At 48.8% G+C, this 25,418-nt stretch carries 20 protein-coding genes and 2 pseudogenes; 17 read left to right on the top strand and 5 right to left on the bottom strand.

Annotation, left to right across the window (positions count from 1 at the left end; all coding sequences use genetic code 11):
• Positions 1–2: 2 nt before the first annotated feature.
• Positions 3–1,451 carry a murein biosynthesis integral membrane protein MurJ gene (murJ, locus tag QUE23_RS02165; protein ID WP_286349041.1) on the bottom strand — a complete coding sequence of 483 codons (1,449 nt, stop codon included), beginning with the start codon at positions 1,449–1,451 and terminating at the stop codon, positions 3–5.
• A 159-nt stretch (positions 1,452–1,610) separates the two neighbouring features.
• Between murJ and QUE23_RS02160 the strand changes: the two are divergent.
• The 5 genes and pseudogenes from QUE23_RS02160 to coaBC all read left to right on the top strand — a co-directional run.
• Positions 1,611–3,286, top strand: a pseudogene (locus tag QUE23_RS02160) (polysaccharide lyase family 8 super-sandwich domain-containing protein); the annotation flags it as partial.
• On the top strand, positions 3,266–3,700 hold the full coding sequence (locus QUE23_RS09930; protein WP_353622252.1) for a polysaccharide lyase beta-sandwich domain-containing protein: 435 nt from the start codon (positions 3,266–3,268) through the stop codon (positions 3,698–3,700). The pseudogene QUE23_RS02160 and the gene QUE23_RS09930, both read left to right, overlap by 21 nt.
• Before the next feature lie 8 nt (positions 3,701–3,708).
• Positions 3,709–6,053, top strand: a pseudogene (locus QUE23_RS02150) (VirB4 family type IV secretion/conjugal transfer ATPase).
• Between the two features lie 38 nt (positions 6,054–6,091).
• Complete coding sequence (gene pseB / locus QUE23_RS02145; protein ID WP_286349038.1) at positions 6,092–7,081, top strand: UDP-N-acetylglucosamine 4,6-dehydratase (inverting); 990 nt, start codon at positions 6,092–6,094, stop codon at positions 7,079–7,081.
• A complete protein-coding gene (gene coaBC / locus QUE23_RS02140; protein ID WP_286349037.1) occupies positions 7,071–8,297 on the top strand; it encodes a bifunctional phosphopantothenoylcysteine decarboxylase/phosphopantothenate--cysteine ligase CoaBC in 1,227 nt (408 codons plus the stop codon). The genes pseB and coaBC overlap by 11 nt, the downstream gene beginning before the upstream one ends.
• A gap of 56 nt (positions 8,298–8,353) precedes the next feature.
• On the opposite strand, the gene queF is transcribed toward coaBC, so the two are convergent.
• Genes queF through QUE23_RS02125 form a run of 3 tightly spaced genes read right to left on the bottom strand, consistent with a single transcriptional unit; the run spans position 8,354 to position 11,782 of the window.
• Entirely contained in the window at positions 8,354–8,794 is a 441-nt protein-coding gene (queF, locus tag QUE23_RS02135; RefSeq protein ID WP_286349036.1) for a preQ(1) synthase, read from the bottom strand.
• Positions 8,787–11,531: an isoleucine--tRNA ligase gene (gene ileS / locus QUE23_RS02130; RefSeq protein ID WP_286349035.1), complete on the bottom strand. Its 2,745-nt coding sequence runs from the start codon at positions 11,529–11,531 to the stop codon at positions 8,787–8,789. The genes queF and ileS overlap by 8 nt, the downstream gene beginning before the upstream one ends.
• Before the next feature lie 2 nt (positions 11,532–11,533).
• Complete coding sequence (locus QUE23_RS02125; protein ID WP_104741913.1) at positions 11,534–11,782, bottom strand: RNA-binding S4 domain-containing protein; 249 nt, start codon at positions 11,780–11,782, stop codon at positions 11,534–11,536.
• Between the two features lie 109 nt (positions 11,783–11,891).
• Here QUE23_RS02125 and QUE23_RS02120 point away from each other — a divergent pair, with 109 nt between their 5' ends.
• From QUE23_RS02120 to QUE23_RS02095, 6 genes are all read left to right on the top strand, one after another.
• Positions 11,892–13,847 (top strand): methyl-accepting chemotaxis protein, encoded by a 1,956-nt coding sequence (locus QUE23_RS02120; protein WP_286349034.1) that lies wholly within the window; start codon positions 11,892–11,894, stop codon positions 13,845–13,847.
• 86 nt (positions 13,848–13,933) lie between these two features.
• Complete coding sequence (rpsL, locus tag QUE23_RS02115) at positions 13,934–14,338, top strand: 30S ribosomal protein S12 (protein WP_053828667.1); 405 nt, start codon at positions 13,934–13,936, stop codon at positions 14,336–14,338.
• Positions 14,339–14,347: 9 nt separating this feature from the next.
• Positions 14,348–14,815, top strand: a complete 468-nt coding sequence (gene rpsG / locus QUE23_RS02110) for a 30S ribosomal protein S7 (protein WP_053828666.1) — start codon at positions 14,348–14,350, stop codon at positions 14,813–14,815.
• A 9-nt stretch (positions 14,816–14,824) separates the two neighbouring features.
• Positions 14,825–16,903: an elongation factor G gene (gene fusA, locus QUE23_RS02105; RefSeq protein ID WP_286349033.1), complete on the top strand. Its 2,079-nt coding sequence runs from the start codon at positions 14,825–14,827 to the stop codon at positions 16,901–16,903.
• A 276-nt stretch (positions 16,904–17,179) separates the two neighbouring features.
• Positions 17,180–18,127 carry a selenium metabolism membrane protein YedE/FdhT gene (gene yedE, locus QUE23_RS02100; RefSeq protein WP_286349032.1) on the top strand — a complete coding sequence of 316 codons (948 nt, stop codon included), beginning with the start codon at positions 17,180–17,182 and terminating at the stop codon, positions 18,125–18,127.
• The gene (locus QUE23_RS02095) at positions 18,099–18,293 is read left to right on the top strand and encodes a hypothetical protein (RefSeq protein ID WP_286349031.1); all 195 of its coding nucleotides are present in this window, start codon (positions 18,099–18,101) and stop codon (positions 18,291–18,293) included. Before yedE ends, QUE23_RS02095 begins: the two co-directional genes overlap by 29 nt.
• Here the strand turns inward: QUE23_RS02095 and QUE23_RS02090 are convergent.
• Entirely contained in the window at positions 18,290–18,961 is a 672-nt protein-coding gene (locus tag QUE23_RS02090) for a polyadenylate binding domain-containing protein (protein WP_286349030.1), read from the bottom strand. The two genes, QUE23_RS02095 and QUE23_RS02090, sit on opposite strands and share 4 nt — an antisense overlap.
• A gap of 465 nt (positions 18,962–19,426) precedes the next feature.
• Here QUE23_RS02090 and gltX point away from each other — a divergent pair, with 465 nt between their 5' ends.
• The 6 genes from gltX to murA are packed head-to-tail and all read left to right on the top strand — an operon-like array spanning position 19,427 to position 25,224.
• Positions 19,427–20,764 carry a glutamate--tRNA ligase gene (gltX, locus tag QUE23_RS02085; RefSeq protein WP_286349029.1) on the top strand — a complete coding sequence of 446 codons (1,338 nt, stop codon included), beginning with the start codon at positions 19,427–19,429 and terminating at the stop codon, positions 20,762–20,764.
• Positions 20,754–21,047, top strand: a complete 294-nt coding sequence (locus QUE23_RS02080) for a YggT family protein (protein ID WP_286349028.1) — start codon at positions 20,754–20,756, stop codon at positions 21,045–21,047. Before gltX ends, QUE23_RS02080 begins: the two co-directional genes overlap by 11 nt.
• A gap of 2 nt (positions 21,048–21,049) precedes the next feature.
• Complete coding sequence (locus QUE23_RS02075; RefSeq protein ID WP_286349027.1) at positions 21,050–22,696, top strand: lytic transglycosylase domain-containing protein; 1,647 nt, start codon at positions 21,050–21,052, stop codon at positions 22,694–22,696.
• Positions 22,693–23,514, top strand: a complete 822-nt coding sequence (galU, locus tag QUE23_RS02070) for a UTP--glucose-1-phosphate uridylyltransferase GalU (protein ID WP_286349026.1) — start codon at positions 22,693–22,695, stop codon at positions 23,512–23,514. Before QUE23_RS02075 ends, galU begins: the two co-directional genes overlap by 4 nt.
• A 2-nt stretch (positions 23,515–23,516) precedes the next feature.
• Positions 23,517–23,924 carry a hypothetical protein gene (locus QUE23_RS02065; RefSeq protein ID WP_286349025.1) on the top strand — a complete coding sequence of 136 codons (408 nt, stop codon included), beginning with the start codon at positions 23,517–23,519 and terminating at the stop codon, positions 23,922–23,924.
• A 1-nt stretch (position 23,925) separates the two neighbouring features.
• Positions 23,926–25,224 carry a UDP-N-acetylglucosamine 1-carboxyvinyltransferase gene (gene murA, locus QUE23_RS02060; protein ID WP_286349024.1) on the top strand — a complete coding sequence of 433 codons (1,299 nt, stop codon included), beginning with the start codon at positions 23,926–23,928 and terminating at the stop codon, positions 25,222–25,224.
• The last annotated feature ends 194 nt before the right edge of the window (positions 25,225–25,418 follow it).

Genomic DNA, 25,418 nt, shown 5'->3' with positions numbered 1-25,418 from the left:
TGTTAAAATAAGTGGTGTAAAAAAATCCACGCCTTGAGGGTTTGCAACACCCCCACAAACAAGGCGAGAACCACAGCTTCTAGGGCTAAAAGCAAACCTAAAAAGACGCATTTAGAAAGCGAAATCATGCCTAAAAAACGCTTAAAACCAAAAGCCCTAAGATACAGCCCACAGAGCAAAAATCCCGAGAGCGAGCTGGAGAGGGCTAACCCACTGGCGTGCAAATAAGGCATCAAGGCTAGAGAGCAAAGCGTGCCAAAGATCAAAGAAATGAGCGCAATTTTGGCCGCCTTGCCCTGCTCTTTGTGGGCATATAGCCACAGCGCAAAAATCTTTGCCACCCCAAAGGGCGTAAGCCCCACTAAGTAGGCACAAAAGACCTTAGAACACTGCGCCACATCTTGCGCCCCAAACTGCCCCCTTCCAAACAAAAGCGCAATGATGTCTTTAGACAAAACCACTCCCCCCAGCGTGCAAACCAAGAGCATGGTGCTTAAAAAATCAAAGGCTTGTTGTAAATGGGCGGTTGCTTTTTGTGTGTCGTTGTTTTTAATCGCCCTTGCAATGGTGGGAAACAGAGCCGTAGAAGTGGCGATCGCAAAGAGAGCTAAGGGCAGTTGAAAAATGCGGTTTGCATAGTAAAGGTAGGAAATGCTGCCTGTGGCTAAAAAGGACGCTAAAAGCGTGTCGATAAACGCCGAGATTTGGGCGGTGGAGTTGCCCAAAACGCTAGGGAAGAATTGCTTAAAAAAGCGTTTTCTCTCTTGTTGCATCACGGCTTTTTGGCAAGGCTTGGCTTTTAAAAGGCTATGCGCCCCAATGGCAAAGAGTCTCAAAAAGCCCAGCTTATAAAGGGGGTAAAAGTGCAAACACACCTGAGCGCACCCCCCACAAAGCACCCCATAGCTCAAAGCCCGCACCACTTCTAATAAATTTTCATCTTGATGCCACACAAGGGCGGCAATCATCGCTAAATTCAATAAAATCGTGTGGTAGCCACTCACCCAAAAGTGGTTTTTAGACTGCAAGAGCGCGCTAAAAAAGGTCGCCCAAAAGATCAAGAGCAAGTAGTAAAAATTGATCGCCACAATGTCCTTGGCTAAGTCTATGGCATGTGGGCTAAAGCCATAGGCGAGCAACTTCGTAAAAAATAAGCGGAAATGTGCCACCACCAGCACAAGGGCGCACAAGAACAAGCTAAACACTCCAAAAATGCCAAACAAAAACGCTCCCTTGTAGCGGCTAGAAATGAAGGCAGGCAAGAAGCTTTGGCTAAACGCCCCTTCGGCAAAAATGCGCCGAAAGAGATTGGGGAACTTGAACGCCACAAAGAAAATATCGCTGTAAAGGCCACTGCCCAGCACGGACGCACTGAGTAAATCGCGTGCAAACCCGGCTACCCGAGAGCATAAAATCCCCGAACTTGTCGCTAGAAAGAACTTTTTAAGCACTAAAAAACCTTTAGATATATTGCCTTTATTCTACATAAATTCTCTTCTACTGCTCTTTTGCGGGTTTGGGCTAGGGGTCGCTAGACAGGATCGATGGATTTTAATCCATTGTAGCCATATTGTGGGGTTTTCATTGTATGCTAGTCTAAATAGTTAAGGATGATAATGAAACTAGCCCCTTTTTTGCTTTGTTTATCGCTTTTGCAAGCCGCGCCGCTAGACTTTGCTAGGTTGAGGGCAAACTACACGCAAACGCTCTTAGAAGACAGCACATCCACGAAGGCAGCGAAGGCAGTGCGCCTACAACCCCTGCCCTTTAAGCCCAGCGGCAAGGATTTATTGTATCAACTAAGAAGTATTTTAGAGTTGCTCAAAGCCCACACTTTAAACAACACCCCCTTAAACAAGGCAGAGATCATCAACGCCCTGCAAGACTTTAACCAGTATTATGGCGTGGGTGGACTAGAGCGGGGGAATTGGTGGCCCTATGAAATTGGCATCCCCAAAGCCCTCAATGCAATTTTAGCCCTAGCGCACTTTTTGCCAGAAGACCTACAAACCACTCTGTTACAGGCGCAAGAATACTACCAACCCAACCCCAAATACTCAGGGTTAGGGGCGGGAGCAAGGGCGAGCACCAAACCAGAAGCTAGGGAGAGTCAGGGGGCTAATCGGGTGGATACGGCGTTCATTAGCTTGGCTCGAGGGATCATCAAACACAATGAAAAGGAAGTGTGGCAGGCCATAGAAGCGGTCAAAAGTGCGTCTAAGATCGTTACAGGTGGCAATGGATTTTATGCCGACGGCTCGTTTATCCAGCACGAACATGTGCCCTCTAATGGCTCGTATGGCTTGGTGCTTTTAAAGGGTTTGGCGCAATTTAAGGCGACTTTAGGCGATGGCCCCTTAGCGCAAAATCTCATAGACCCCGCGCTGTATGTCAGCGTGTTGCAGGGTTACCCCTACTTACTCATTCAAGGTGGGTTAAACGCTTCTGTGTGTGGGCGCAGCATCAGCCGGGATCAAGAGAGTGATTTTAGCCGTGGCAAGACTCTATTAAAGGCTTTGCGTGCTTTTGCTAACCCCGCCTTAGAGCCTTTGTTAAATGGGGATATCAAGAACCTAAACCTAGCCCCCGTGCATGTCTTTGGGGCGATGGATCGCGCCGCGCAGGTGGGCGCACATGGCGGACAGGTGGTGCTTGCCATGCACTCTAGCCGGATTTTGGACTACGAAACCATGAACGGGGAGAATTTAAAGGGCTTTGACACTTCCGATGGCATGACTTATATTTACGGCGATCCTAGGGCGTTTGTGGATTTTTGGCCGCTTGTCAACCCCACTAAACTCCCCGGCACCACAGAAGTGCAGAATCAAGAGGTGGTGGTGTGGCGTAGGGGGTCTTTGGGCTTGAACGACTTTGCGGGGGGGGGGCAAGCGATGGGCACTTTGGCTTTGTGGGCTTTGATTTGCAAAAGCCGGAGTTTAGAGCGCAAAAGTCCTATCTCTTTTTGGGCGATGAGGTGGTGGCTTTAGGCAGTGTGGTGGGTGATAAACCCACGACCACTATTTTAGACAACCGCAAACTAAGCCCCAATATGCAGGTTTCCATCAACAACGCCCCCTTTAGCCAGCAAGCACAGCTAACCCACAAGGGCGACTTCATTAACTTCACCAACCCCAACGCCCGCACCAACATAGGTTACATACTCTTGCAAGACGAGAACACTACGCTACAAGAAGTCGCTAGAAGTGGCAATTACAAAGCCATCGGGGGCAAGAGTTATAAAAACTTATCCGCGCACTTCTTAGAAATGCAAATTTTGCACCCCCTAAAAGCCCACTACGCCTATGTGATTTTGCCAAATTTTAGCCCCAAAGAGGTGCAAAGCTACCCTCTAGAGGATTTACAAATCCTAGCCCAAACCCCCGCTCTGCACGCTGTGTTTGTGGCCTCTAAACATCTCTTGGCTATCAATAAATACGCCCCCGGGTGGGCTAAGGTGCAAGGCTTAAAACTTAAAGACCCCCTATCTCTCTTGCAGGTGCAACGCCCAAATGGACTGGCTTTAAGCGTGGCTGACCCCACACAAACTCTGCAAGAAACGAGCATCGTTTTAAAAGGGCATTACAAACTCGCCCATCCCAACCAAAAAGTGCGCCTAAAAATCAAGGGCCACAGCACGCATTTAACCTTGACCTTTCCCCCCTTAGGGGCAACTTTGGCTGTAGATTTAACAACGCTCTAGGGGTTTGTTTGAAATTTGGCTTAGAGTTTTGGCAACAGAAGGCTCTAAATTTCTTAGCCGGGGCTTTGCCAAAAGTCCATTCCATGGTTGAGGAAAACAACATTTTAGGCCTTTACAATAAGCGGTTTTTATGCACCAAAAGTGAACAGCTTGTAGGGCTGTTAAAAGTAGAGGGACTAAGTGCAAATGCCCTGCTTCAAGAGGATTTGCAAACCCACTTTGCCAGCAAACAAAATGCCCTAGAGCAATTAGAAGGTGTGATCTTACGTATCCACACCAAGCGCGCTAAAATTAAACTAGAACCCCCCATAAAACCGCCAAACCCCCAAGTGCAGGCCCTGTTAGACTTATCCCAACCCAAAGACCTATACGAGAACACCTACACTTTGATTTTTGAAACCACCCAAAGCCCCCTAAAGGATTTTTTAGAGCAAAAGAAATTAGAACTCACCACAGACCAAGCAACACATCAGCATCTAGCCCTGCTTTTGGGTGAAAACATGGCTAAAGTGGCACACGCCTTGCACGCCTTCAAACCCACGCCCCTCAGTGCCAAAGAAGCCCTAAACTTTTACGCCACTTTCATCAACGGACACCCCACAAGCTTAAACCCCACACTAGGTTTTTTAGAAGACAGCTACATCGCTGCAAACATCCATTTTAAAAAAGACTATTTTATTCAAGAGCACGCCAGCCACACCACCTACAACCGCATTTTGGGCGTGAAGGCCTATGCCAGCAAAACCCTAAGCTCGCTCGCTTTGCTCTCTCTCTTGCACCAAGAGTTAGAGTGTGAAGTGTTTTTAAGTCTTGAGCCTTTAAGCACGCCAAAAGCCCTAGCCTTCGTGCAAGAGAAAATCCGCCTAAGTTTGGTGCGTCTTGTGCGCCAAGAATTGCAAAGCTACCATGAAAAAATCCAAGCCAAACAACTAAGCCTACAAAAAGTCGCTCTCAATGTCTTTTTAAAAGCCCCCGATTTAGAGAGTCTAAACGCCCACACCAAAGAAGCTTTAAGCGTGCTGTCTAACGCCCACTTAGTGGGCGTGGTAGAAACTTTAGGCTTAAGACCCGCTTATTTTTCAATGTTTCCCGGCCGCCTGCATCTAAACCCACGCCTGCGTTGCCAAAGCGCGCAGGCTCTAGCCTGTTTAATGCTCTTTGAAAGACCCAATCAAGGGTTTAAAAGCAATCCATGGGGCAACCAGCCTTTGAGTGTGTTTAAAAACCTAGACCACTCCCCCTATCTCTTCAACTTCCACAACCAAGAGAGCCAGCCAAGCCCGAGTAGCCCCCGCACCAACGGGCACACGATGATTATTGGGGCAACGGGGGCGGGTAAGACGACTTTAATGGGCTTTTTAATGGCAAATGCCCTCAAATACGACAAGCTCAACATTTTAGCTTTAGATCGCGCCTATGGGCTGTTTTCGTGCATCCATTACTTCGGCGGGGCGTATAACTTTGGCAAGGATTTTAAAATCAACCCCCTCACTTTAGAGCTCACCCCTAGCAACCAAGACTTTTTACACAGCTTCTACTCTAGCCTATGCCATCTACCCACCCACCCACAGACTCCAACTGATATACAAGCCAGCCACGCCCTTTTAAAAGCCCTAAAAAGCCTTTATGCCACCTTGCCCCCAAAAGCTTTTGCCTGCAAGACTTTAAAGAAGCCCTGACCCACGCCCCCACTTTACACCTAAGTCTAGAGCCCTACTTACAAAACCCCTTATTTAACTCCCTAGAAGACAGCCTAGAGTTTGACACCCCCTTAGCGGCGATCAACATGGACGCGATCAGCGCAAACCCCAAAGACTTAGGGCTTTTGGCATATTATATTTTCTATAAAATCTTGCACCGCGCCTTAGAGAAACAAGAAGGGTTTTTACTCTTTGTGGATGAGTTTAAAAGTTACGCCACGAACGAAACCCTAAACACGCACATCAACACCTTAATCACCCAAGCTAGAAAGGCGAATGGAGTCGTGGTGCTCGCCTTGCAAGACACTAACCAGCTAGCCAGTATCCCCAATGCCGCTAGCTTCGTCAAAAACATGGGAACTTTGATTTTTTATCCCCAAAAGCACATAGACAGCACGCAACTGAGCCAAGATTTAGGCATACAACTTAGCTATATGGAGACGCATTTTTTAGAAAACACCCCCCTAACCTCCCAACAAGTGTTGGTGAAAAACATGGCAGATGGCAGCTCTAACATTATCCATGTGGGTTTGCAAGGCTTAGGCACGCATTTACGCATTTTTAACTCCAACGCCGCACATGTCAAACGCTTGCAAGCTCTCATGCAAGCGCATCCAGACACTTGGCGGGAAGTCTTGTTGCAAGAGGGCTAAAAGTTGCTAAAATAGGCATTTTGCAAAGGATTTCAAGCGTGCAACTTTCAAACAAGAGCATTTTAATCACCGGGGGGACAGGCAGTTTTGGCAAAAAATGCGTGGAGGTGTTGCTAAGAGAGCATAGCCCCCAAAAAATCATCGTTTATAGCCGTGATGAGCTCAAGCAATGGGAGATGGCACAGACCTACAACAACCCGTGTATGCGTTATTTCATCGGCGATGTGCGGGATAAAGAGCGGCTTTTTAGTGCCTTGCAGGGGGTGGATATTTGTATCCACGCCGCCGCCCTTAAACAAGTCCCCACTGCCGAGTACAACCCCCTAGAGTGCATAAAAACAAATATCCTAGGGGCAAGTGCCGTGATTGAAGCGTGCTTGCAAGCGCAAGTAAGCCATGTCATTGCTCTTAGCACCGACAAGGCGAGCAACCCGATCAATCTCTATGGGGCGACCAAATTATGCAGCGATAAACTCTTTACGAGTGCAAACAATATGAAAGGCAAGGCGCACACAAAATTCAGCGTGGTGCGCTATGGCAATGTGGTGGGCTCTAGGGGCAGTGTCGTGCCCTTCTTTAAAGACCTAGCCGCCAAAAATGCGCCCTTCATCCCCATCACCGACAAGCGCATGACCCGCTTTTGGATCACCTTAGAAAAGGGCGTGGGGTTCGTGCTAAAGAGTTTGGAGCGTATGCACGGGGGCGAGATTTTTGTGCCTAAGATCGCGAGCATGGAGATTGTGGATTTAGCCAAAGCCCTAGCCCCGCATATCCCCCTAAAAACGATCGGGATCCGCCCAGGCGAGAAACTCCACGAGGTGATGATCAGTGCTGATGACAAAGCCCTAGAATTTGAGGATTTTTATATTTTAGAGCCCACCATCACCTTCCAAACCCCGATCAACTACACGCAAACCTTGCTAGGCGAGTGTGGCACGCCCACGCCAGAGGGCTTTAGCTACAACAGCAAGGACAACCCCCAAAGGCTCACCCCCCAAGAGCTCTTAAAGATGGTGCATGCTCTCTAGCCTAAGCCAAATCCCCCTATTAGAGGGTAAAAATATCTTGCTCTTGGTGAGTGGCTCAATCGCCGCCTACAAAGCCCTAGAGTTGGTGCGCCTTTTTAAAAAAATGGGAGCAAGCGTTAGGGTGGTGATGAGTAAGGGGGCGTGCCAATTCGTGCAGCCCTTAAGCTTTGAAGCCTTGAGCCATTTTCAAGTGCTGACAGACACCAATGAAAAATGGGCGTTGAGCGAGGGGGATTGTGCCAACCACATTAGCTACGCCCAAAGCGCCGACCTAGTCCTAGTCGCCCCCGCCAGTGCCAACACTTTAGCCAAATTAGCGCACGGGCTTGCCGACAACGCCTTAAGCGCGACCTTTTTAGCCAGCAACGCCCCCAAAATCCTAGCCCCCGCCATGAACACGCAAATGTTTTTAACCAAGCAAACCCAGCACAATTTAAAACGCTTAAGGGCATTAGGCTGTGAGGTTGTCGCCCCCCAAAGTGGACTTTTGGCGTGCAATTCCACAGGCGTGGGGGCGATGGCAGAGATTGCAGAGATTGCCGCCCTTTGCACCCGCAAACTTCTCTTTAATGCTTTTTGGGCGGGCAAAAAGGCGGTGGTTACAGGGGGGAGCGTCGAGGCGATCGATGCGGTGCGCTGCATTTCTAATTTTTCTAGCGGCTTGCAGGCGCATTTTTTAGCCTTAGCTCTGTGGCTTAAGGGGGCGCAAGTGGTGTTGATCTCTAGCAAAAACGCTTTAGAGCTGCCCAGTGGCATTGAGCGTGTCAAGGTGCAAAGCGCAAACGACTACCTAGAGGCTTTAAAAACGCATGAAAACCCCAGCGACCCCCCCTTTTTATTCATGCTCGCCGCCATCAGCGACTACAAACCCAAAAACCGCCATGAGGGCAAGCTCAAAAAGCAGGATTTGGGGCAATTTTGGGATTTAGAATGCGTGCAAAATACAGACATTTTGCAGTCTGTCAGCGGATTTCACAAAGTGGGCTTTAAAGCCGAGAGCGACCCTACCCACGCCCTAGCAAACGCCCAAAAACTCTTAGAGCTCCCCCCACAGGGCAAGGGCTGCAAATTCGTGTGCTTAAATGACACAAGCACGCTAGGGCAAGACACCAACCAAATCACCCTTCTAACCCCCCACACCCAGCACACCACAATCAAGGGGCATAAACTCCAAGTGAGCTTTGAGGTTTTAGAAAAAATAGCGGAACTATTTTAAGCGGAGCATTGTTAAGAGGTGTCGCCTTTTTATGTGGCTTTTTCCCCAGCCACGCCCTAATATCTCCCCAACCTCTGCTTTTTTAAATCCTCATACCCCGGTATGGCGTAATTGGCAAAGGGCTCGATGGCGATACTGCCTCTTTTGGTGAATTTGGCTAAGACTTCTAGGTATTTGGGCTCAAGCAAGGCGATTAAGTCGTTTAAAATCTTACCCACGCAATCCTCCCCAAACATCCCCTCATTGCGGAAACTGAAAAGATAGAGTTTGAGCGATTTGCTCTCGACCATTTTAGCCCCGGCGATGTAGTTGATATAAATCGTGGCAAAGTCTGGCTGGGCGGTGATCGGGCATAGACTGGTGAATTCGGCGCTCACTAAACGGGTGAAAATGTCTAGGTTGGGGTGTGGGTTGGCAAAAGCCTCTAAAAGCGTGGGGTCGTATTTGTCAATGTAGGGGGTTTTAGCCCCCAAGTGGTGCAAGTCGTAACTAGGCATGGCCAAGCACCTTCGCGCAACGCTGACAAGGCTCTTGCACGCTGTGGCTGGCAAATTGCCAGCAACGGGAACATTTATGCTGGCTGGCTTTATAGAGTGTAAAGGCGGGGGTGTCTAATAGGGCGTTTTCTTTAGGCCCACACACGCTAGAAACCATCAGCCACTCAGCGTAATGCTTAAAGCCATCGGGCTCTTTTAAGTGGATTTCTAACTCTAAAGAAGTTTTAACCTGCTTGTCTTTTTTAAGGCTGTCTAAAGCTTCGCTAAAAAGGGTGCGTAGGTGCAAGGGGGTTTTAAACTCTTCAAGCAAAGCCTCGTTTGGGTGCAAAGCGGGCTGTTTCAAATCAAAAACACCATCCCCACTCAACGCCACTTCTTTAAATAGGGGACTAGCGTGGCTAAAGACTTCTTCAATGGTGTAGGTCAAAATGGGAGCTAGGGTGAAACTTAATTGGTGCGCTAGGTGTAACATGGCGGTTTGTATCCCCCGTCTTTTGGGGCTATCCTTGTCATCGCAATACAAGCTGTCCTTGCAAATGTCTAAATAAATCCCGCTGAGCTCATTGGCGATGAAGGCTAAGAGTTTTTGTAAGCCCTTGACAAAGTCGTAGGCTCTAAAATGCTCTTGCACTTGGTTAAAAACCTGCGTACTTTGGGCTAAAATCCATTGATCTAGGGGACTTAAAGGGCTTAAACTCTGTAAATCCGCCATGTTTGCCAGCAAAAAGCGTAGGGTATTGCGGATTTTTTTATAACTCTCGGCGGTTTGCTTAAAGAAGGCATCGCTCACGCTTAGGTCGTTTTGGTAGTCGTTGAGCACCACCCATAAGCGCAAAATGTCGCTGCCATAGGTGTTTAGGATATGCTCTAAAGAGATCACATTGCCCTTAGACTTACTCATCTTATGCCCCTTCTCATCGACCGTAAAGCCGTGTGTCAAAACACCTTTAAAAGGGGCTTTAGAGTGGGCAATACAGCCTAAGAGTAGGGAACTTTGAAACCACCCTCTGTGCTGGTCGCTGCCCTCAAGCACCACGTCGCTGGGGAATAATTTTAGCCTCTCTTCACACACCGCCTTAAAGGTGCTCCCGCTGTCAAACCACACATCTAAAATGTGGGGGTTTTTCTCTAATTTGGGGGCTAGGTGCTTGGAGTCTTCGGGCAATAAGTCGGCAATGTCTGCCTCCCACCATGCATTGCACCCCTTTTTAGCAAAGATATTTTTGACATGCTCTAAAACGGCGGGCTCAAGTAGGGGCTCTTGGCTCTCTTTGTCAATGAAGAATGCCATCGGCACGCCCCAGCTTCTTTGGCGCGAGACACACCAATCGGGGCGTTGCTCGATCATCGCTTTGAGGCGGTTTTTGCCCTGTGGGGGGGTAAATTGCACCTTTTCAATCGCCTCTAGGGCAACTTCTCTTAAAGTTTTCTTGCTCCCATCGGGTTGCAAAAACGGCTCGTCCATTAAAATAAACCATTGTGTGGTCGCTCGAAATAAAATGGGCTCGTGGCTACGCCAACAATGCGGGTAGGAGTGCGTGATGACGCTGTGGTGTAAGAGATGATCGCCTAAGAGCTCTAAAATTTTGGGCTGTATTTTGAGCACATGCGCACCTAAGAACTCTTTAGGCAACAGCTTTTTATCCAAAATCTCTTGATCGTAACAGCCCCGATCGTCTACGGGCATCAACACCTCTAAGCCATAATCCAGCCCTAAAAAATAGTCCTCTTGCCCGTGCCCGGGGGCGGTGTGCACCGCTCCGCTGCCCTCCTCTAAGCTCACATGGCTACCTAGCACCACTAAAGAAGTGCGCCCATTTAAAGGGTTGATTGCCTCTTGTTTTTCTAAAAGATCGCTCTCAAAGCTGCCGACAATTGCGCCCTTTAAAATCCCCTTTTCTAAGAGTTTGGGGGCAAGCTCTAAAGCAGCGATTTGCCCCGCTGAAGTGATCGCATAAGTGGTTTTAGGCTTTAGGGCGATGGCGGCATTGGCGGGCAAAGTCCAGGGCGTGGTCGTCCAAATCACTAGGGCAAAATCTGTCGGGGTTTGCTCCACGCTAAAATGCGCCTCTTGGGCTAAAAAGGCGGCACTCTTAGGGTCTAAGTTAAACGCCACAAAAATAGAATCCGATTGCTTGTCTTGATACTCCACCTCAGCCTCAGCCAGCGCACTTTGGCACGCCCAGCTCCAGTACACGGGCTTAAAGCGTTGTTTAAGTAGCCCCTTTTGTGCCACGATGCAAAGCATGTCGTAAATGCTCGCCTCAAAGGCGTGGTCTAAGGTTTCATAAGGGTGGTCATAATCGCCCACCACGCCCAGTTGCAAAAACTCGTTTCTTTGGATGTCTATGAATTTTCTCGCGTGGTTGTAGCAGCGGTTGCGAAACTCCAGCACTTGGCTTTTGTCCTTAAACTCTTTCTCCACTTGTTGCTCAATGGGCAAGCCGTGGCAATCCCAGCCGGGGGTGTAATCTACAGCGTAACCTGCAAAATAGCGGTGCTTCACCACGACATCTTTTAAGATTTTATTCAGGGCATGCCCGATATGCAAATGCCCGTTGGCATAAGGCGGTCCATCGTGCAGATTAAAACTCTCTTGCCCTTTTCTATTGGCCTGCATGCGTGCGTAAACGCCCTCCTCCTGCCATTTGGCATAAACCTTTGGGGCGTTTTGGCCCAAATTCGCCCGCATGGGGAAAGTCGTAGTGGGTAAAATCAAAGTGTCTTTGTAGTCCATGTTTAATCCAAATTTTTGATGTATAAGTGGCTTTGGGCTTTGGGGATGGTCTTTAGCGTGGGGATCGCCAAGACCTCGTAACGCTTGGTTTTGTCTAAATAGGTGATGGCGATGATGTCCCCCACCTTGACCTCTTTACTCGGCTTGACCTTGAGCCCATTTAGGGCAACCACGCCCTCATTTAGCATGTCCAGCGCAACAGCGCGTCTTTTCGTGATGTTTGTGGCATTCAAAAATTTATCAATACGCATCTTCTCAGTCTAGCAAAGTGTGGCTAAAAATGGGCTTTTGAACCCCTGGTGCATATAACACTTTGAAGGCTTTCATGGTAGAATAGGCAATTTGTTAGGAGAACCGCTCATGTTTTTTAAATGGACTTCTGCCCAAAAAACCCAAAAAGCAAGCCCCAAGAACACCCAACTCACCCTAGCCCCTACAGATTTGTCTAAAGCCAAGCTAGAAGGTGTCCTGCTCTTAGCCTTTGTGCCCGCCACTTTGGACTTTAACACTATTGTGCGCACCCTTGAGAATCAATTTAGCCACATCCCCGTGCGCTTTGCGATCCAAACCGCCGGGCAAGTCGGGGGCTCAAACACGGATTTTTACAACCTGCAGAGCCAGGAGCGTATTTTGCTACACACGCTGGACACGGATTTGCTTGAGAGTGTAGAGGGTTTTATGCTAGACACCCTTTGTGGCGACTTGCAAAAAGGGCAAATTTCTATGGACCTACCCAGCCGTAAGCAAAAACTTAAAGAGCTGATCGAAAGACAGGTGCGCCCCCAAATGCCCGTCCGCCCCATAGACACTTTTATTTTAAGCTACTTCCCGGGTTTGACTGCCTCCGAGAGTTTCTTTTTAGAAGCCTTTGTGAACGCGGATGTGCCCCTCACCAACTTAGTGGGCGGGAGTGCTGGGGGTAAGCTGGACTTCAAAGAATCGTTGTTGGCTTTCAATGGCAGGGTGAGTGCCACAGAAGCGGTGTTGATATATTGCAAGCTGGCTCAGGGATACCATTACGACATCTTCACCACACATAATTTTGAAAAAACCCAAACTTCATTTTTCATCGGGGAGTGCAGCCCTGAGCTACGCATCGTCAAGTCTTTTCTCATAGATGGCCAGCTGGTGAGTGCCGTAGATGCGCTTTGCGCACATTTTCACTGCACCCCAGAGAATCTACCCAAAAGCCTAGAGGGTTACACCTTCGCCGTAGAAGTGGGTAAGCAACTTTATATCCGTTCTGTGGGGACCTTCAATCCCGATAAAAGCATTTTATTTTTTTGTGATCTGTATTTTGGCGAAACTTTGCATCTCGTCAAGGCCACAAATTTTATGAAGAACACCATGCAAGGCTACGAGCAATTTTCTAAGGGGCGTAAGGCAGTGGCGATCTTAGCCAATGACTGCATTTTGCGCCGGGCAAACAACCCACAAGATTTGGCACAATTTAGTGCCTTTGACACCTGCCCTATCAGCGGATTCTCCACCTTTGGGGAGGTGTCTAATAATTTGCACCAAAACCAAACCCTCACGGCACTGTGTATCTTCGAGGGTGTGCCTAGACCAACGGCTTTTAAAGAGTTTTTCACCCACTTTAGGGGCACTCTAGCCTATTATGAGCAAATCAAAACCAACCGCCTGCAAAAGACCATCGCTATTAAAAATGCTCTGCTGGAACAATACCAGGGCTATAACCAAATTGTGGGGGCGAACAATATTTACTTAAAGAACATCGCCACAAAAGCCACGGCCAATAACGAGTATGTCAACGCCGTGAAAGAAGAGGCTCTTAAATTGCAAAACTCCATGGCAATGCTTAAAGAGCTTTCCAACACCCTATCTCTCACCGTGAGCACCATCGATGGCAACATCAACGAGGTGTCCGAGGCATTAAAGAAAATCGATCGGGTGTCTTACCAAACAAATTTACTAGCCCTCAATGCGGCCATTGAGGCAGCCCGGGCCGGCCAGCATGGACGGGGCTTTGCGGTGGTGGCCGATGAAGTCGGCAATTTAGCCAATGGGGTGCAACAGAGATTAGAAGAGATTGGGGTGACGTTCACTTCTATGAACGAGGCGGTGAAGAAGATCGATGGCTCGTCTAAGGCGGTTTTGGACTCGGCCAATGAGAACAACACAAGTTTGGACGCGCTTGGCAAGGTCATGGCAGCGTTGCAGGATCAATCGCAGGAAATGGAGCAAATGGCGCAAGAAAGTTTGCGCGATTTGGAGCGTATCCAAGGGCAGATTGAAGATGTTAAAACCCACATCAACGCCAATCAAGATCTGATCTACAAGCTCAACCTCACGTAAAATGCTTTTGTAGCTAAGTCGCATTAAAGATTTTTAATGTTATAATAACCCTTTTATCATGCAAAAATTACAGATAAAGGACAAGAGTGCCAACCATCAATCAGCTCATCAGAAAGGAAAGGAAAAAAATCCTTAAAAAAACCAAGTCTCCCGCCTTGGTTGAGTGCCCCCAAAGAAGGGGCGTTTGCACCCGGGTTTACACCACCACCCCTAAAAAACCTAACTCCGCTCTAAGAAAAGTCGCCAAAGTGCGCCTGACTAGCAAATTTGAAGTGATCAGCTACATCCCCGGCGAGGGGCATAACTTGCAAGAACACTCCATTGTGTTGGTGCGTGGCGGACGGGTGAAAGACTTACCCGGGGTGAAATACCACATTGTGCGTGGCGCGCTAGACACAGCGGGCGTGAATAAACGCACGGTTTCTCGCAGTAAGTACGGGGCAAAAAAGGCTAAAGCCGGGGCAGCCGGGGCTGAAAAGAAGAAAAAGTAAAGGGAAGAGATGAGAAGAAAAAGAGCACCCATTAGAGAAGTTCTAGGCGATCCGGTCTACAACAGCAAGGTCATCACTAAATTCATCAATAAAATGATGTATGACGGCAAACGCAGCGTGGCAGAAAAGATCATTTACGCTGCCTTGCAAAAAATCGAGGAAAAAAGCGGGGAAAAGGGCATTGAGGTCTTTGAAAAGGCGTTAGAAAATGTCAAACCTTTGGTGGAAGTGCGCAGTCGGCGTGTAGGGGGGGCGACTTACCAAGTTCCCGTAGAGGTGCGCCCCGCAAGGCAACAATCCCTATCGATCCGCTGGATTTTAGAGGCGACTAGAAAACGCAACGAGCGCATGATGGTGGATAAGTTGGCTAACGAGTTGATGGATGCATCCAGCGACAAAGGGGCGGCGTTTAAGAAGAAAGAAGACATCCATAAAATGGCAGAAGCCAATAAAGCTTTCGCCCATTACCGCTGGTAGGAGTTGTCAATGGCACGCAAAACCCCTTTAGACAAGATTAGAAACATTGGCATCGCCGCCCACATCGATGCGGGTAAAACCACAACCTCCGAGCGGATTTTATTTTACACGGGCGTGAGCCATAAAATCGGCGAGGTGCATGACGGGGCAGCCACGATGGACTGGATGGAGCAAGAGAAAGAAAGAGGGATCACCATCACCTCCGCGGCGACCACCTGCTTTTGGAAAGATCACCAAATCAATTTGATCGACACCCCCGGACACGTGGACTTTACGATCGAAGTGGAACGCTCCATGCGTGTGTTAGACGGAGCTGTGGGCGTGTTCTGCTCTGTGGGCGGGGTGCAACCCCAAAGCGAAACCGTGTGGCGGCAGGCGAATAAATACGGCGTGCCCCGCATTGTGTTTGTCAATAAAATGGACCGCATCGGGGCAAACTTCTACAATGTCGAAAACCAAATTAGAGAACGCCTAAAAGCCAACCCCGTGCCCATCAATATCCCCATTGGGGCAGAGGACACCTTTATCGGCGTGATCGACCTAGTCGCCATGAAAGCCATTGTTTGGAACAACGAGGCGATGGGGGCAAAATACGAAGTCCAAGAGATTCCTAGCGACTTGCAAGCCAAAGCCCAAGAATACCGCGACAAACTCTTAGAAGCAGTCGCCGAACAAGACGAAGCTCTTATGGAAAAATACCTTGCTGGTGAGGCTTTGAGCGAAGAAGAGATCAAAAAGGGCATTAAAACCGGGTGCTTGAACATGTCCTTAATCCCCATGCTCTGTGGCTCTTCCTTTAAAAATAAAGGCGTGCAAACTCTCTTAGATGCCGTGATCGACTACCTACCCGCCCCTACGGAAGTGGCGGACATCAAGGGTGTGGACCCCAAGAGTGAAGAAGAAATCCATGTGCAAAGCAGCGATGAGGGCGAATTTGCCGGACTTGCCTTTAAAATCATGACCGACCCTTTCGTGGGGCAACTCACCTTTGTGCGGGTGTATCGGGGCAATTTAGAATCCGGTAGCTACATTTACAACTCCACGAAAGATAAAAAAGAGCGCGTAGGACGACTCTTAAAAATGCACTCCAATAAACGAGAGGACATTAAAGAAGTCTATGCCGGCGAGATTTGTGCCTTTGTGGGCTTAAAAGACACGCTCACCGGCGACACCCTTTGCAGCGAGAAAAACCCCGTGATCTTAGAGCGCATGGAATTTCCTGAGCCCGTGATTCACATTGCCGTAGAACCCAAAACTAAAGCCGACCAAGAAAAAATGGGCGTGGCTTTAGGCAAACTTGCCGAAGAAGACCCCAGCTTTAGGGTGATGACTCAAGAAGAAACCGGGCAGACCTTGATCGGCGGGATGGGCGAATTGCACCTAGAGATCATCGTGGATCGCTTGAAACGGGAGTTTAAGGTCGAAGCTGAAGTGGGCCAACCCCAAGTTGCCTTTAGAGAAACCATCCGCAGTGCGGTGCAAAAAGAGCATAAATACGCCAAACAATCTGGCGGACGCGGGCAATACGGGCATGTCTTCATTAAGCTTGAGCCTAAAGATCCGGGTACGGGCTATGAGTTTGTCAATGAAATCAGCGGGGGCGTGATCCCCAAAGAATACATCCCGGCGGTGGATAAGGGCATCCAAGAGGCGATGCAAAGCGGGGTGCTCGCCGGCTATCCGGTCGTGGATTGTAAAGTTACCCTATATGATGGCAGTTACCACGAAGTGGACTCTTCAGAGATGGCGTTTAAAATCGCCGGCTCTATGGCATTTAAAGAGGCGTGCCGTGCGGCTAATCCTGTGCTTTTAGAGCCCATGATGAAAGTGGAGGTGGAAGTGCCTGAGGAGTACATGGGCGATGTGATCGGGGATTTAAACCGCCGCAGAGGGCAGATCAATGCGATGGACGATCGCCTGGGGCTTAAAATCGTCAATGCGTTTGTGCCCCTGGTAGAAATGTTTGGCTACTCCACCGATCTGCGCTCCGCCACACAAGGGCGGGGGACTTACTCTATGGAGTTCGACCACTACGGCGAAGTGCCCGCCAACATCGCTAAAGAAATTGTAGAAAAAAGAAAAGGATAAATCCGCAAGGATTAATGTGTCGCGTTGATGAGGGCTTTGGGGGGGGGGTTAGCTTTTTAATGCTCTACTTATACGCGTGGGGTTCTTGTAGCTCCTTGCCTTTAGCACTTTAAATGTGCTAAAGAGGTTTTTGCGTTAAGTGTCTTAGTAATTTAAGACACTGCGTGTTAAAATGCCGCTCAGCGTTTGTTAAAACAGCGTTTAAACAACGCCTACATAGCCAGTTCGGCTAGCACGCTTACATTTACGGCGTATTCTTTCTCTCTAGGGTTTTTCGTGCGTACTTTTTTCACACAGCGATGGGGGTTTGTGCCCTGTGTTTTAACTCTCTCTGTGGCTTCTGTGTTTTACTTTGGTGTGGTTGGCACTTATTGGGCGGTTACGGGGGAATTCACCCGCTGGAGTGGGGCTCTTTTAGGCTGGCTGGGTGTGGATACAGTCCACTTAGGCTATTTTCAAATCATTGGACTGAAGGGCAATATCTTAGAGCGCATCGATGGAGTGATGATTCTTGGCATGTTTTTAGGCATGCTCTGTGCGTCTAGTTTGTCGGGGCGCTTGGGATTAAATGTCCCTACAAAAACGCAAATGGGGCGGGCACTCTTGGGTGGGCTATTGGCGGGGCTGGGGGCGCGCTTGGGACTGGGGTGTAATTTAGCCAGCTTTTTAACGGGAATCCCGCAGTTTAGCCTACATGCGTGGTTTTTCACCATTGCGACCTTACTTGGCATGGGGCTTGCTTTTAAGGTTTTGTCCCAAAGTTGTTCTAAAGCTACCCCACAAAAACCCCCCAAAATTTTAAACCACACCTTAGTCCTTTGTGCTGTGGTGGGCTTTTTGGGCCTGGCATGGCATTTGCACCATAAGCTTTTTTACGCCCTGTGTTTTGGGGCATTCTTTGGCTTTGTCGTCTCTAAGGGGCAAATTTGTTTCACCACCGCCTTTAGGCATTTGTTCGTGCATAAACAAAACGCACAGGCACAGGCTTTGGTGTGGGCGATGGCGGTGGGGAGCGTGGGAATTTTTGTGTGCTTGCAACTGGGCGCACACTCCAAGATCATGTGGGCGAGTCCGGGCATTGCGCTAGGCGGGTTGCTCTTTGGGGTGGGGATTGTGCTGGCTGGAGGGTGTGAGTGTGGCTGGATGTACCGCTCTATGCAAGGGGATTTGGGGGCTTTTTTGGTGGGAGTGGGCAATGTGGTGGGGGCTGGGCTGGTACTTTAGCTGGGATTTTTACGCCCCCCTTTGGGTCAGCTTTGCTAAAGTCAATCTCTTGGATTTTCAAGGCGGGCTGCTTTTACAAGGGTCGCTGCTTGCGGGGCTGTGGTTTTTAACAAGGCAAGTGGGGCAAGGCCCCGCCAAAGACGGGTGTGTCCCCCTAAAACGCTAGTCCTTAGACTGTGTTGGTTGTGGGTGTGGGGGTTGTGCGGATTCTGTGAGGTGATTTTGGTTTTGGGGGTCAAAGCCTTGCGCTTGGGGAGCAAGATCACTTTGCGGACCAAAGCCCCCTTGTGGATGTTGGGGGTCAAAGCCTGGTTGGGGGTGTTGCGCTTGGGGATTAAAGCCCTGCGGGTTAAAGCCCCATTGGGGGTTGTGGGCATGAAAACCCATAGGGCCAAAGGGCATGGCCTGCGGCCCAAGGCCTTGAAAACCCTGTGTTTGAGGGTTAAAACCTTGTTGGGGGTTTGCGCCTCGCGGACTTTGTGCGCCAAAGGGGGCATGAGCACTAAAGGGGTGTTGCGCTTGGGGATTAAAACCACTTTGCTGACTGAAACCCTGTGGATTGTGCGGGTTAAAACCTTGTGCTTGTGGACCAAAGCCCTGTTGTTGATTTTGTTGGGGATTTGGTTGTTCTTGCGCTGCGGCTTCTTCACCTAAAAGGGCAATGAGCGCATCGCGGATGCCCTCAAAATTTTCAAGGGGGTTAGGGAAGGCAAGGTTAAAGATTTTCTCTTTCCCCTCTTTGCTGTAGCCGATTTGCAACCCTGACAAATCAAGGTCTTTCACGCAAATATCCGTAGCTCCAAACACTTGGGCGTATTTCTCAAACAACTTCACCACATTGTGTAGCTGTTTTACTGTTCAACACATTTAAGGCATGTTGCTTATCCATCTTAAGCTCCCTTACTAGATTTTTCAAAAACGCTTGATTTTAAAATCATAAAACTTAATTATAGCTTAAATATTAGATAAGTTGATAGTCATCATCGTATATAGAATTCGTGTTAATAAAGTTGATAGTATATATATAAACTTTATTGCGTAATTGAAGTAGAAGTCTTCACTTGTAAAAGACTTTACTTGCCAAAGTTGTGGGGCAAACCACTTTGAGGGGGTTGGTGGCTGGAGTCTTGTTGGGGTGTTGGTGTTGGGGGTTTATGCGCCAAAGTGGACATGGGTGCTAAAAAAAGGGGTTGGGGCTTCAAGCCCCCTATCAAATTTGGCTTGCTGGGAGCATAAATTGCCACAAGAAAAGGGCGTATTTTAAAACGCCTGTGCTATAATTTGGCAAAAAGGCTTTCTATGTTGCGCTTTGCCCCCTCCCCCACAGGTAGCATGCATATTGGGAATTTGCGTGTGGCCTTGTTGAACTTCATTGTGGCTAAACGTCTCAAACTCCCTTTAATGTTACGCATTGAAGACACTGACACACAGCGTAACATTGCAGGTAAAGATACAGAGATTTTTAAGATTTTAAAGCAAATGGGGGTAACCTGGGATCAGCTCGTCTACCAAAGCGCAAATTTTGGCACGCATTTAGACTACGCCCAAAAACTCTTAGACAAGGGCGAAGCCTTTTATTGCCACTGCACGCCCGAGTTTTTAGAGAAAAAAAAGCAAGAGGCCGTGCAAGCTAAAAGGCCTTTCCGCTATGACGACTCATGGGCATTGCTGGAGAAAGAGAGCAACCCTAGCCCCGCGGTGCGCTTAAGGGGGAGCGCAAAGGATATGGCGTTCAACGACCTCGTGAAAGGCACGATCCATTTTAAAGCGAGCGAGCTAGACAGCTTTGTCATTGTGCGCTCAAACCAAGTCCCTACCTATAACTTTGCCTGTGCGGTGGACGACTTTAACTACAAAATCACCCACATCATCCGCGGAGAAGACCATGTCAGCAACACGCCTAAGCAAATCCTCATTAAGCAAGCCCTAAGCCGTGTGCTAGACACCCCCGAAATCCCCACGATTTACGCCCACTTACCCATCATCTTAAACGAAGACGATGGCAAGAAAATGAGTAAGCGCTATGAAGCCTCCAGCGTGCAGTGGCTCTTAAAGGAAGGCTTTTTACCCGCTAGCATCGCCAATTACTTAGCCACAATGGGCTACAAAGCCCCCAAAGAGATTTTTAGCCTAAGCGAGGCTTTGGAGTGGTTTGAGCTAGAGAGGGTCAGCGCATCTAGCGCACATTTTAGTCTGTCCTACCTGCGCCACTTGAACCACGAGCATTTAAAAAATTTAGATTTAAACAGCCTTGCCAAACTTTTAAACATAGAAACCGCTAAAGCCCCCCTAGCCCAACTTTTCTTAGAAGAGTGCAGCACCCTAAATGAGTTGCAAGAAAAAGTAAATGCCATGTTTAGCCCCAAAGACATCGCTAAGGACTATGAAGGACAGAACTTCTACGACAAATGCCACACACTCTACACCGCCTTAAAAAGTATGGAGGTCGTGGCAGACTTCAACGCCTTTAAGCACGAAGCCATGCAAAAAAGCCAGCTGAAGGGCAAGGATTTTTTCAAACCTTTGAGGATTTTACTCACAGGACAGGCACACGGCGTGGAGCTCGCCCTGCTTTACCCCCACCTTGCCCCCTTTTTAGAGCAGATTTTGGTCTTAAAGACAGAACATGGTTGCTAGCACCCTTTTAAGCGCCACCGCCACCATCCTACACAGCCTCATCACGCTCTACATTTGGATCATCATCATCGCTGCGCTTTTAAGCTTTGTGCGCCCCGACCCCACTAACGCCATCGTGCAAATCCTTTACCGCCTCACTGAACCCACTTTAAACAAAGCCAAGCAACTCGCCCCCTTTTTAGTGTTTAATGGCATTGATTTATCGCCTTTGGCGGTGGTTTTGGTGTTGAAATTCTTTGACATGACCGCCGTGCAGCTCATGTTTAATTACGCACAAGGTTAACTTTGTTGCGGCTACTCTTGCTTGTCCTTTGCTGTGTGTCTTTAAACGCCCAGCACATCAGCCTAGCCTACCTAAAGAGCAAACCTAGGGGCACGCCTAGAGATTTTTTCATTTGGCTTTATTTGCAAGAGCCTGGCACGACGGCTAAGCAAGCCAAAGCTGCCTATAATCTCATCGCCCACAAGACCCCAAAACTCATAGAATTGGCTAGGCAAAAGGGGGCGTTAAACTTAATCCCCCACCCTTGTCAAGGCTTGCCCCTAGAAGTTTTGAGTGATAAAGACAGCGCGTGCATTGCCAAAGCTCTCAGTCTTTCTAGCATTTTTGCCAAGGCGCAAGAACCTAGAAGTGCAGCGATTTTGCGTGCACTGCAGCCTAAACTTAAAAGCCACTTCAAGCTCTACAACGCCCTACAAATCGTGCTAAACCCCACAGATCAAGGCATCTTTTTGCAGGCAGGGGCGGGGGTGATCGCCGCCCTTTACAATGCCCTAAGTTACGAGCAGAAGCAAGACTTTTTTGATCGCCCCTTTGACCCCGAAGTTTTGGCTGCGCTTGCCAACGAGAATAACCCCGCCTTCAACGACATTTTAAGACGGGTGGTTTTAGACAGCCACTTTGGCGTGTTTAAAAAAGCTCTAAGCCATGCAAGCATCACCAACTCCGATGCTAAAACCTTTTTTCTTTTAGGCATCAACGCCCTTTTGCACCAAGAGGAAATCACCGCTTTCACTTACTTTGACCGCGCCCAAAAGCAGGCAAACAAGGCTTTCATGCGCGATAAAGCGGTGTTTTGGAAGTATCTGCTCAGCCAAAACAGCACTTATTTAGACATTTTAAGCCAAAGCACCAACCCCAATCTCTTTAGCTTATATGCCAACTTCAAACGCAAGAGCCTGCCTAAATACAAGATTGTCACTTCGCTGGGCTTGTTGAGCCACAAATCCCCAAAATTTGACATCAAAGACCCCTTTGCGTGGCAAACCTTAAGAGAGAAAATCCTCTCCATTGACAACCGACACGCTTTTTTAAAAGCCCTAAAACCCCTACGCACTGAGCAGAGCATGGCGCATTTGGCCTACTTTTTAGAGCGTTATTACAGCGATGATCGGCATTACTTTTTAACCCCTTATGTCAGAAACGCCCACTTTAAAAGCCTAGAAGAAAAGGCAATGGCCTATGCCATTGCCAGGCAAGAAAGTTTATCGCTGCCCGCTTTGGTGTCGTCCTCTTACGCTTTGGGGCTGATGCAAATCATGCCCTTTAATGTCGCTCCCTTTGCTAAGGCACTGGGCTTAAGCAAGGTGCAACTGACCGACATGTTTAACCCCCACTTGTCCCTAACCTTTGGTAATTACTATTTAAACACGCTCAAAGAAGAATTTAAAAATCCCCTTTTTGTGGCGTATTGTTACAACGCAGGGCCAAACTTCTTTAGAAAGCTTTTAAAAGAGCGGCACTTTTTCACTAAAGGCAGGTTTGAGCCGTGGCTGAGTATGGAGCTGATCCCCTATGAAGAAACCCGCCTTTACGGGCAAAAGGTTTTGGCAAACTACATCATCTACCAAAGCATTTTTAGACACCATCCCCACAAAATTCACTTTGACATGCAGGGCTTTTTCAACACGATTTTAAAGGACAGACCATGATCAACAAATGCCTTTTTCCCGCCGCCGGCTATGGCACGCGCTTTTTACCCGCCACAAAGGCCATGCCAAAAGAAATGCTCCCCATTGTCAATAAACCGCTGATTCAATACGGCGTAGAAGAGGCGATGGAGGCGGGTTGCACGGGGATGGCGATTGTTACAGGGCGGGGCAAGCGCGCCATTGAAGACCATTTTGACATCAGCTATGAGCTAGAACACCAAATCAATGGCACGAACAAAGAACAGCAATTAGAGGGCATCCGCGCTTTAATGCAAAATTGTAGCTTCTCTTACACAAGGCAACACGAAATGAAAGGTTTGGGGCACGCCATTTACACCGCGCAAACTTTGATTGGCAACGAGCCTTTTTGTGTGCTTCTAGCCGATGACCTGTGTATCAACACGCAGGGCAAGGGGGTGTTGACCCAAATGGTGGAGCTGTACCACAAATACCGCTGCTGCATTGTGGCGATTGAAGAAGTGGCGATGGAAGAGGTGCATAAGTACGGTGTGATTTTAGGCCAAGAGATGGCAAGCGGGGTGTATCAAGTGCAAGATATGGTAGAAAAGCCCCAAGCAGAGGAAGCCCCGAGCAACTTAGCCGTGATCGGACGTTATATCTTAACCCCTGATATTTTTGAGGTCTTAAAACACACGCCCCCGGGCAAGAATAATGAAATCCAAATCACAGACGCGCTTTTGCAGCAAGCGCGAGATAAGTTAGTCTTAGCCTATAAGTTTCAAGGCAAGCGCTACGATTGCGGGAGTGTGGAGGGCTTTATCCAAGCCACGAACGATTTTTATCAACTGCAACACTAGCCATGTACGATTTGTGGTTTTATGGCATTTACTGGACGGCGGGTTTTCTCTTTGCCTTCCCCATGCTTTTGGTGGGCTTCACTTACACCTACTTAAAACCCCCACCCCCACCCCCTAATATCCCCCTTTTAGGAGACTTAGTCATCCAGCTAGACAAGGTAGACAAGGAAAAAGATCAAGAGGGATACAAGGCCCTCTTTCAAGACTTTGGCAAACACTACACCAGTCTACCCAAACACATTAAAGAAGGCGATTGGCTCAACGCCATTAAAAAATTTGCCGAGTCTGAGTTGTTAGACATCGATTCGACCGTGAATTTTGGGCAGAGTTTAGAAGACGCAAATCCCAAGATCAGCAAGGCGATCGCCAACACCGTGGGGCTCGCGCTTAAACACAAAAAGAAGGATTGATGTGGACTACTTAGAGATCAAGGGGCAGCAGACTTTAAGTGGAGAGGTGCAAATCTCTGGGGCAAAAAACGCCGCCCTGCCCCTTTTAACCAGCACGCTTTTAGCCAAAAATTCTGTGTGCCTAGACAACGTGCCCCATGTCGCCGATGTGCGTGCCTTAGTGGAGCTCTTGGAGCATTTAGGCGCACAAACCACATGGCACACGCTAAATAGCCTTGAGATCAGCACAAACCCCACACATTGCACGAAAATGAGTTGCACCGCTCCCTATGAGATTGTGCGTAAAATGCGCGCGTCTATTTTGGTGCTAGGCCCGCTTTTAGGGCGTTTTGGCAAGTGCCAGGTGAGTTTGCCCGGGGGGTGCGCGATCGGGGCTAGGCCCGTGGATTTGCATTTAAGCGCACTGGAAAAAATGGGGGCTGAAATCACCATCGATAAGGGCTACATTGTAGCCAAAGCTAAGAAGGGCCTAAAGGGCTGCGATCTCATCTTTGACAAAATCACGGTAACGGGCACAGAGAATATTTTAATGGCCGCAAGCATGGCAAAGGGACAGACAAGGATCATCAACGCCGCCAAAGAACCCGAAGTGGTGCAGCTGTGCGCTTTCTTGCAAGCAGGGGGCGTTAAGATTAGCGGAGTGGGTAGCGGGGAGCTTTTAGTGCAGGGCACGGACAGACAGGCTTTAGACTTTAAAGAAATCAGCATTATCCCCGATCGCATTGAGTGCGGGACTTATTTATGCGCCGCGGCGATCACCAATTCTGCCTTAACGCTCACACACACCAACGCCCACCACTTAGAAGCGGTGCTCGCCAAATTGCAAGAAATCGGCTTTAGTATCGACACCATAGAAAACACCCCCACCACCCACACGCTTAAAATCCACGCTGCCGCACACAAAAAAGCCTTTAGCCTCACCACCACAGAATACCCGGGCTTTCCCACCGATTTGCAAGCGCAGTTTATGGCACTAGCGACACAATGTGAGGGCTCAAGCCTCATTGAAGAACGTTTATTTGAAAACCGCTTCATGCATGTGGGCGAATTGCAGCGCATGGGAGCGCAGATCAGCCTTAAAGGGGCAATGGCGCAGATTCAGGGGACAAGTGAGCTCATCGGAGCGGATGTGATGGCGACAGATTTACGGGCTTCTTCGGCGTTGGTGCTTGCTGCCCTCGTGGCTAAGGGCAAGAGCCGGGTGCACCGCATTTACCACTTGGACCGCGGCTATGAAGCCCTAGAACATAAGATGAACGCCCTAGGGGCACACATGAAACGCCTACGCGAAAAACCCTAGCATTTGGTGGTTTGGCATTCAAAAGTCGATAGAGGGCAAAAAGCCCTAGGGGCGGGGCGGATTTAGGGGGTGGCAGACTAGGGGGTTGCTTGAAAAGCCCTAACGGGTTTAGAGGGGTGATCTAGGCAGTGTGGACCTTTAGCGTTGGTGTTGAGGACTTAAAGGGCAAGAGCCCCCCTAGCGGGGCAATTTAA

Source organism: Helicobacter felistomachi (assembly GCF_030296895.1).
GTDB lineage: Bacteria > Campylobacterota > Campylobacteria > Campylobacterales > Helicobacteraceae > Helicobacter > Helicobacter felistomachi.
This window is presented reverse-complemented; position numbering and strand designations above follow the sequence as displayed.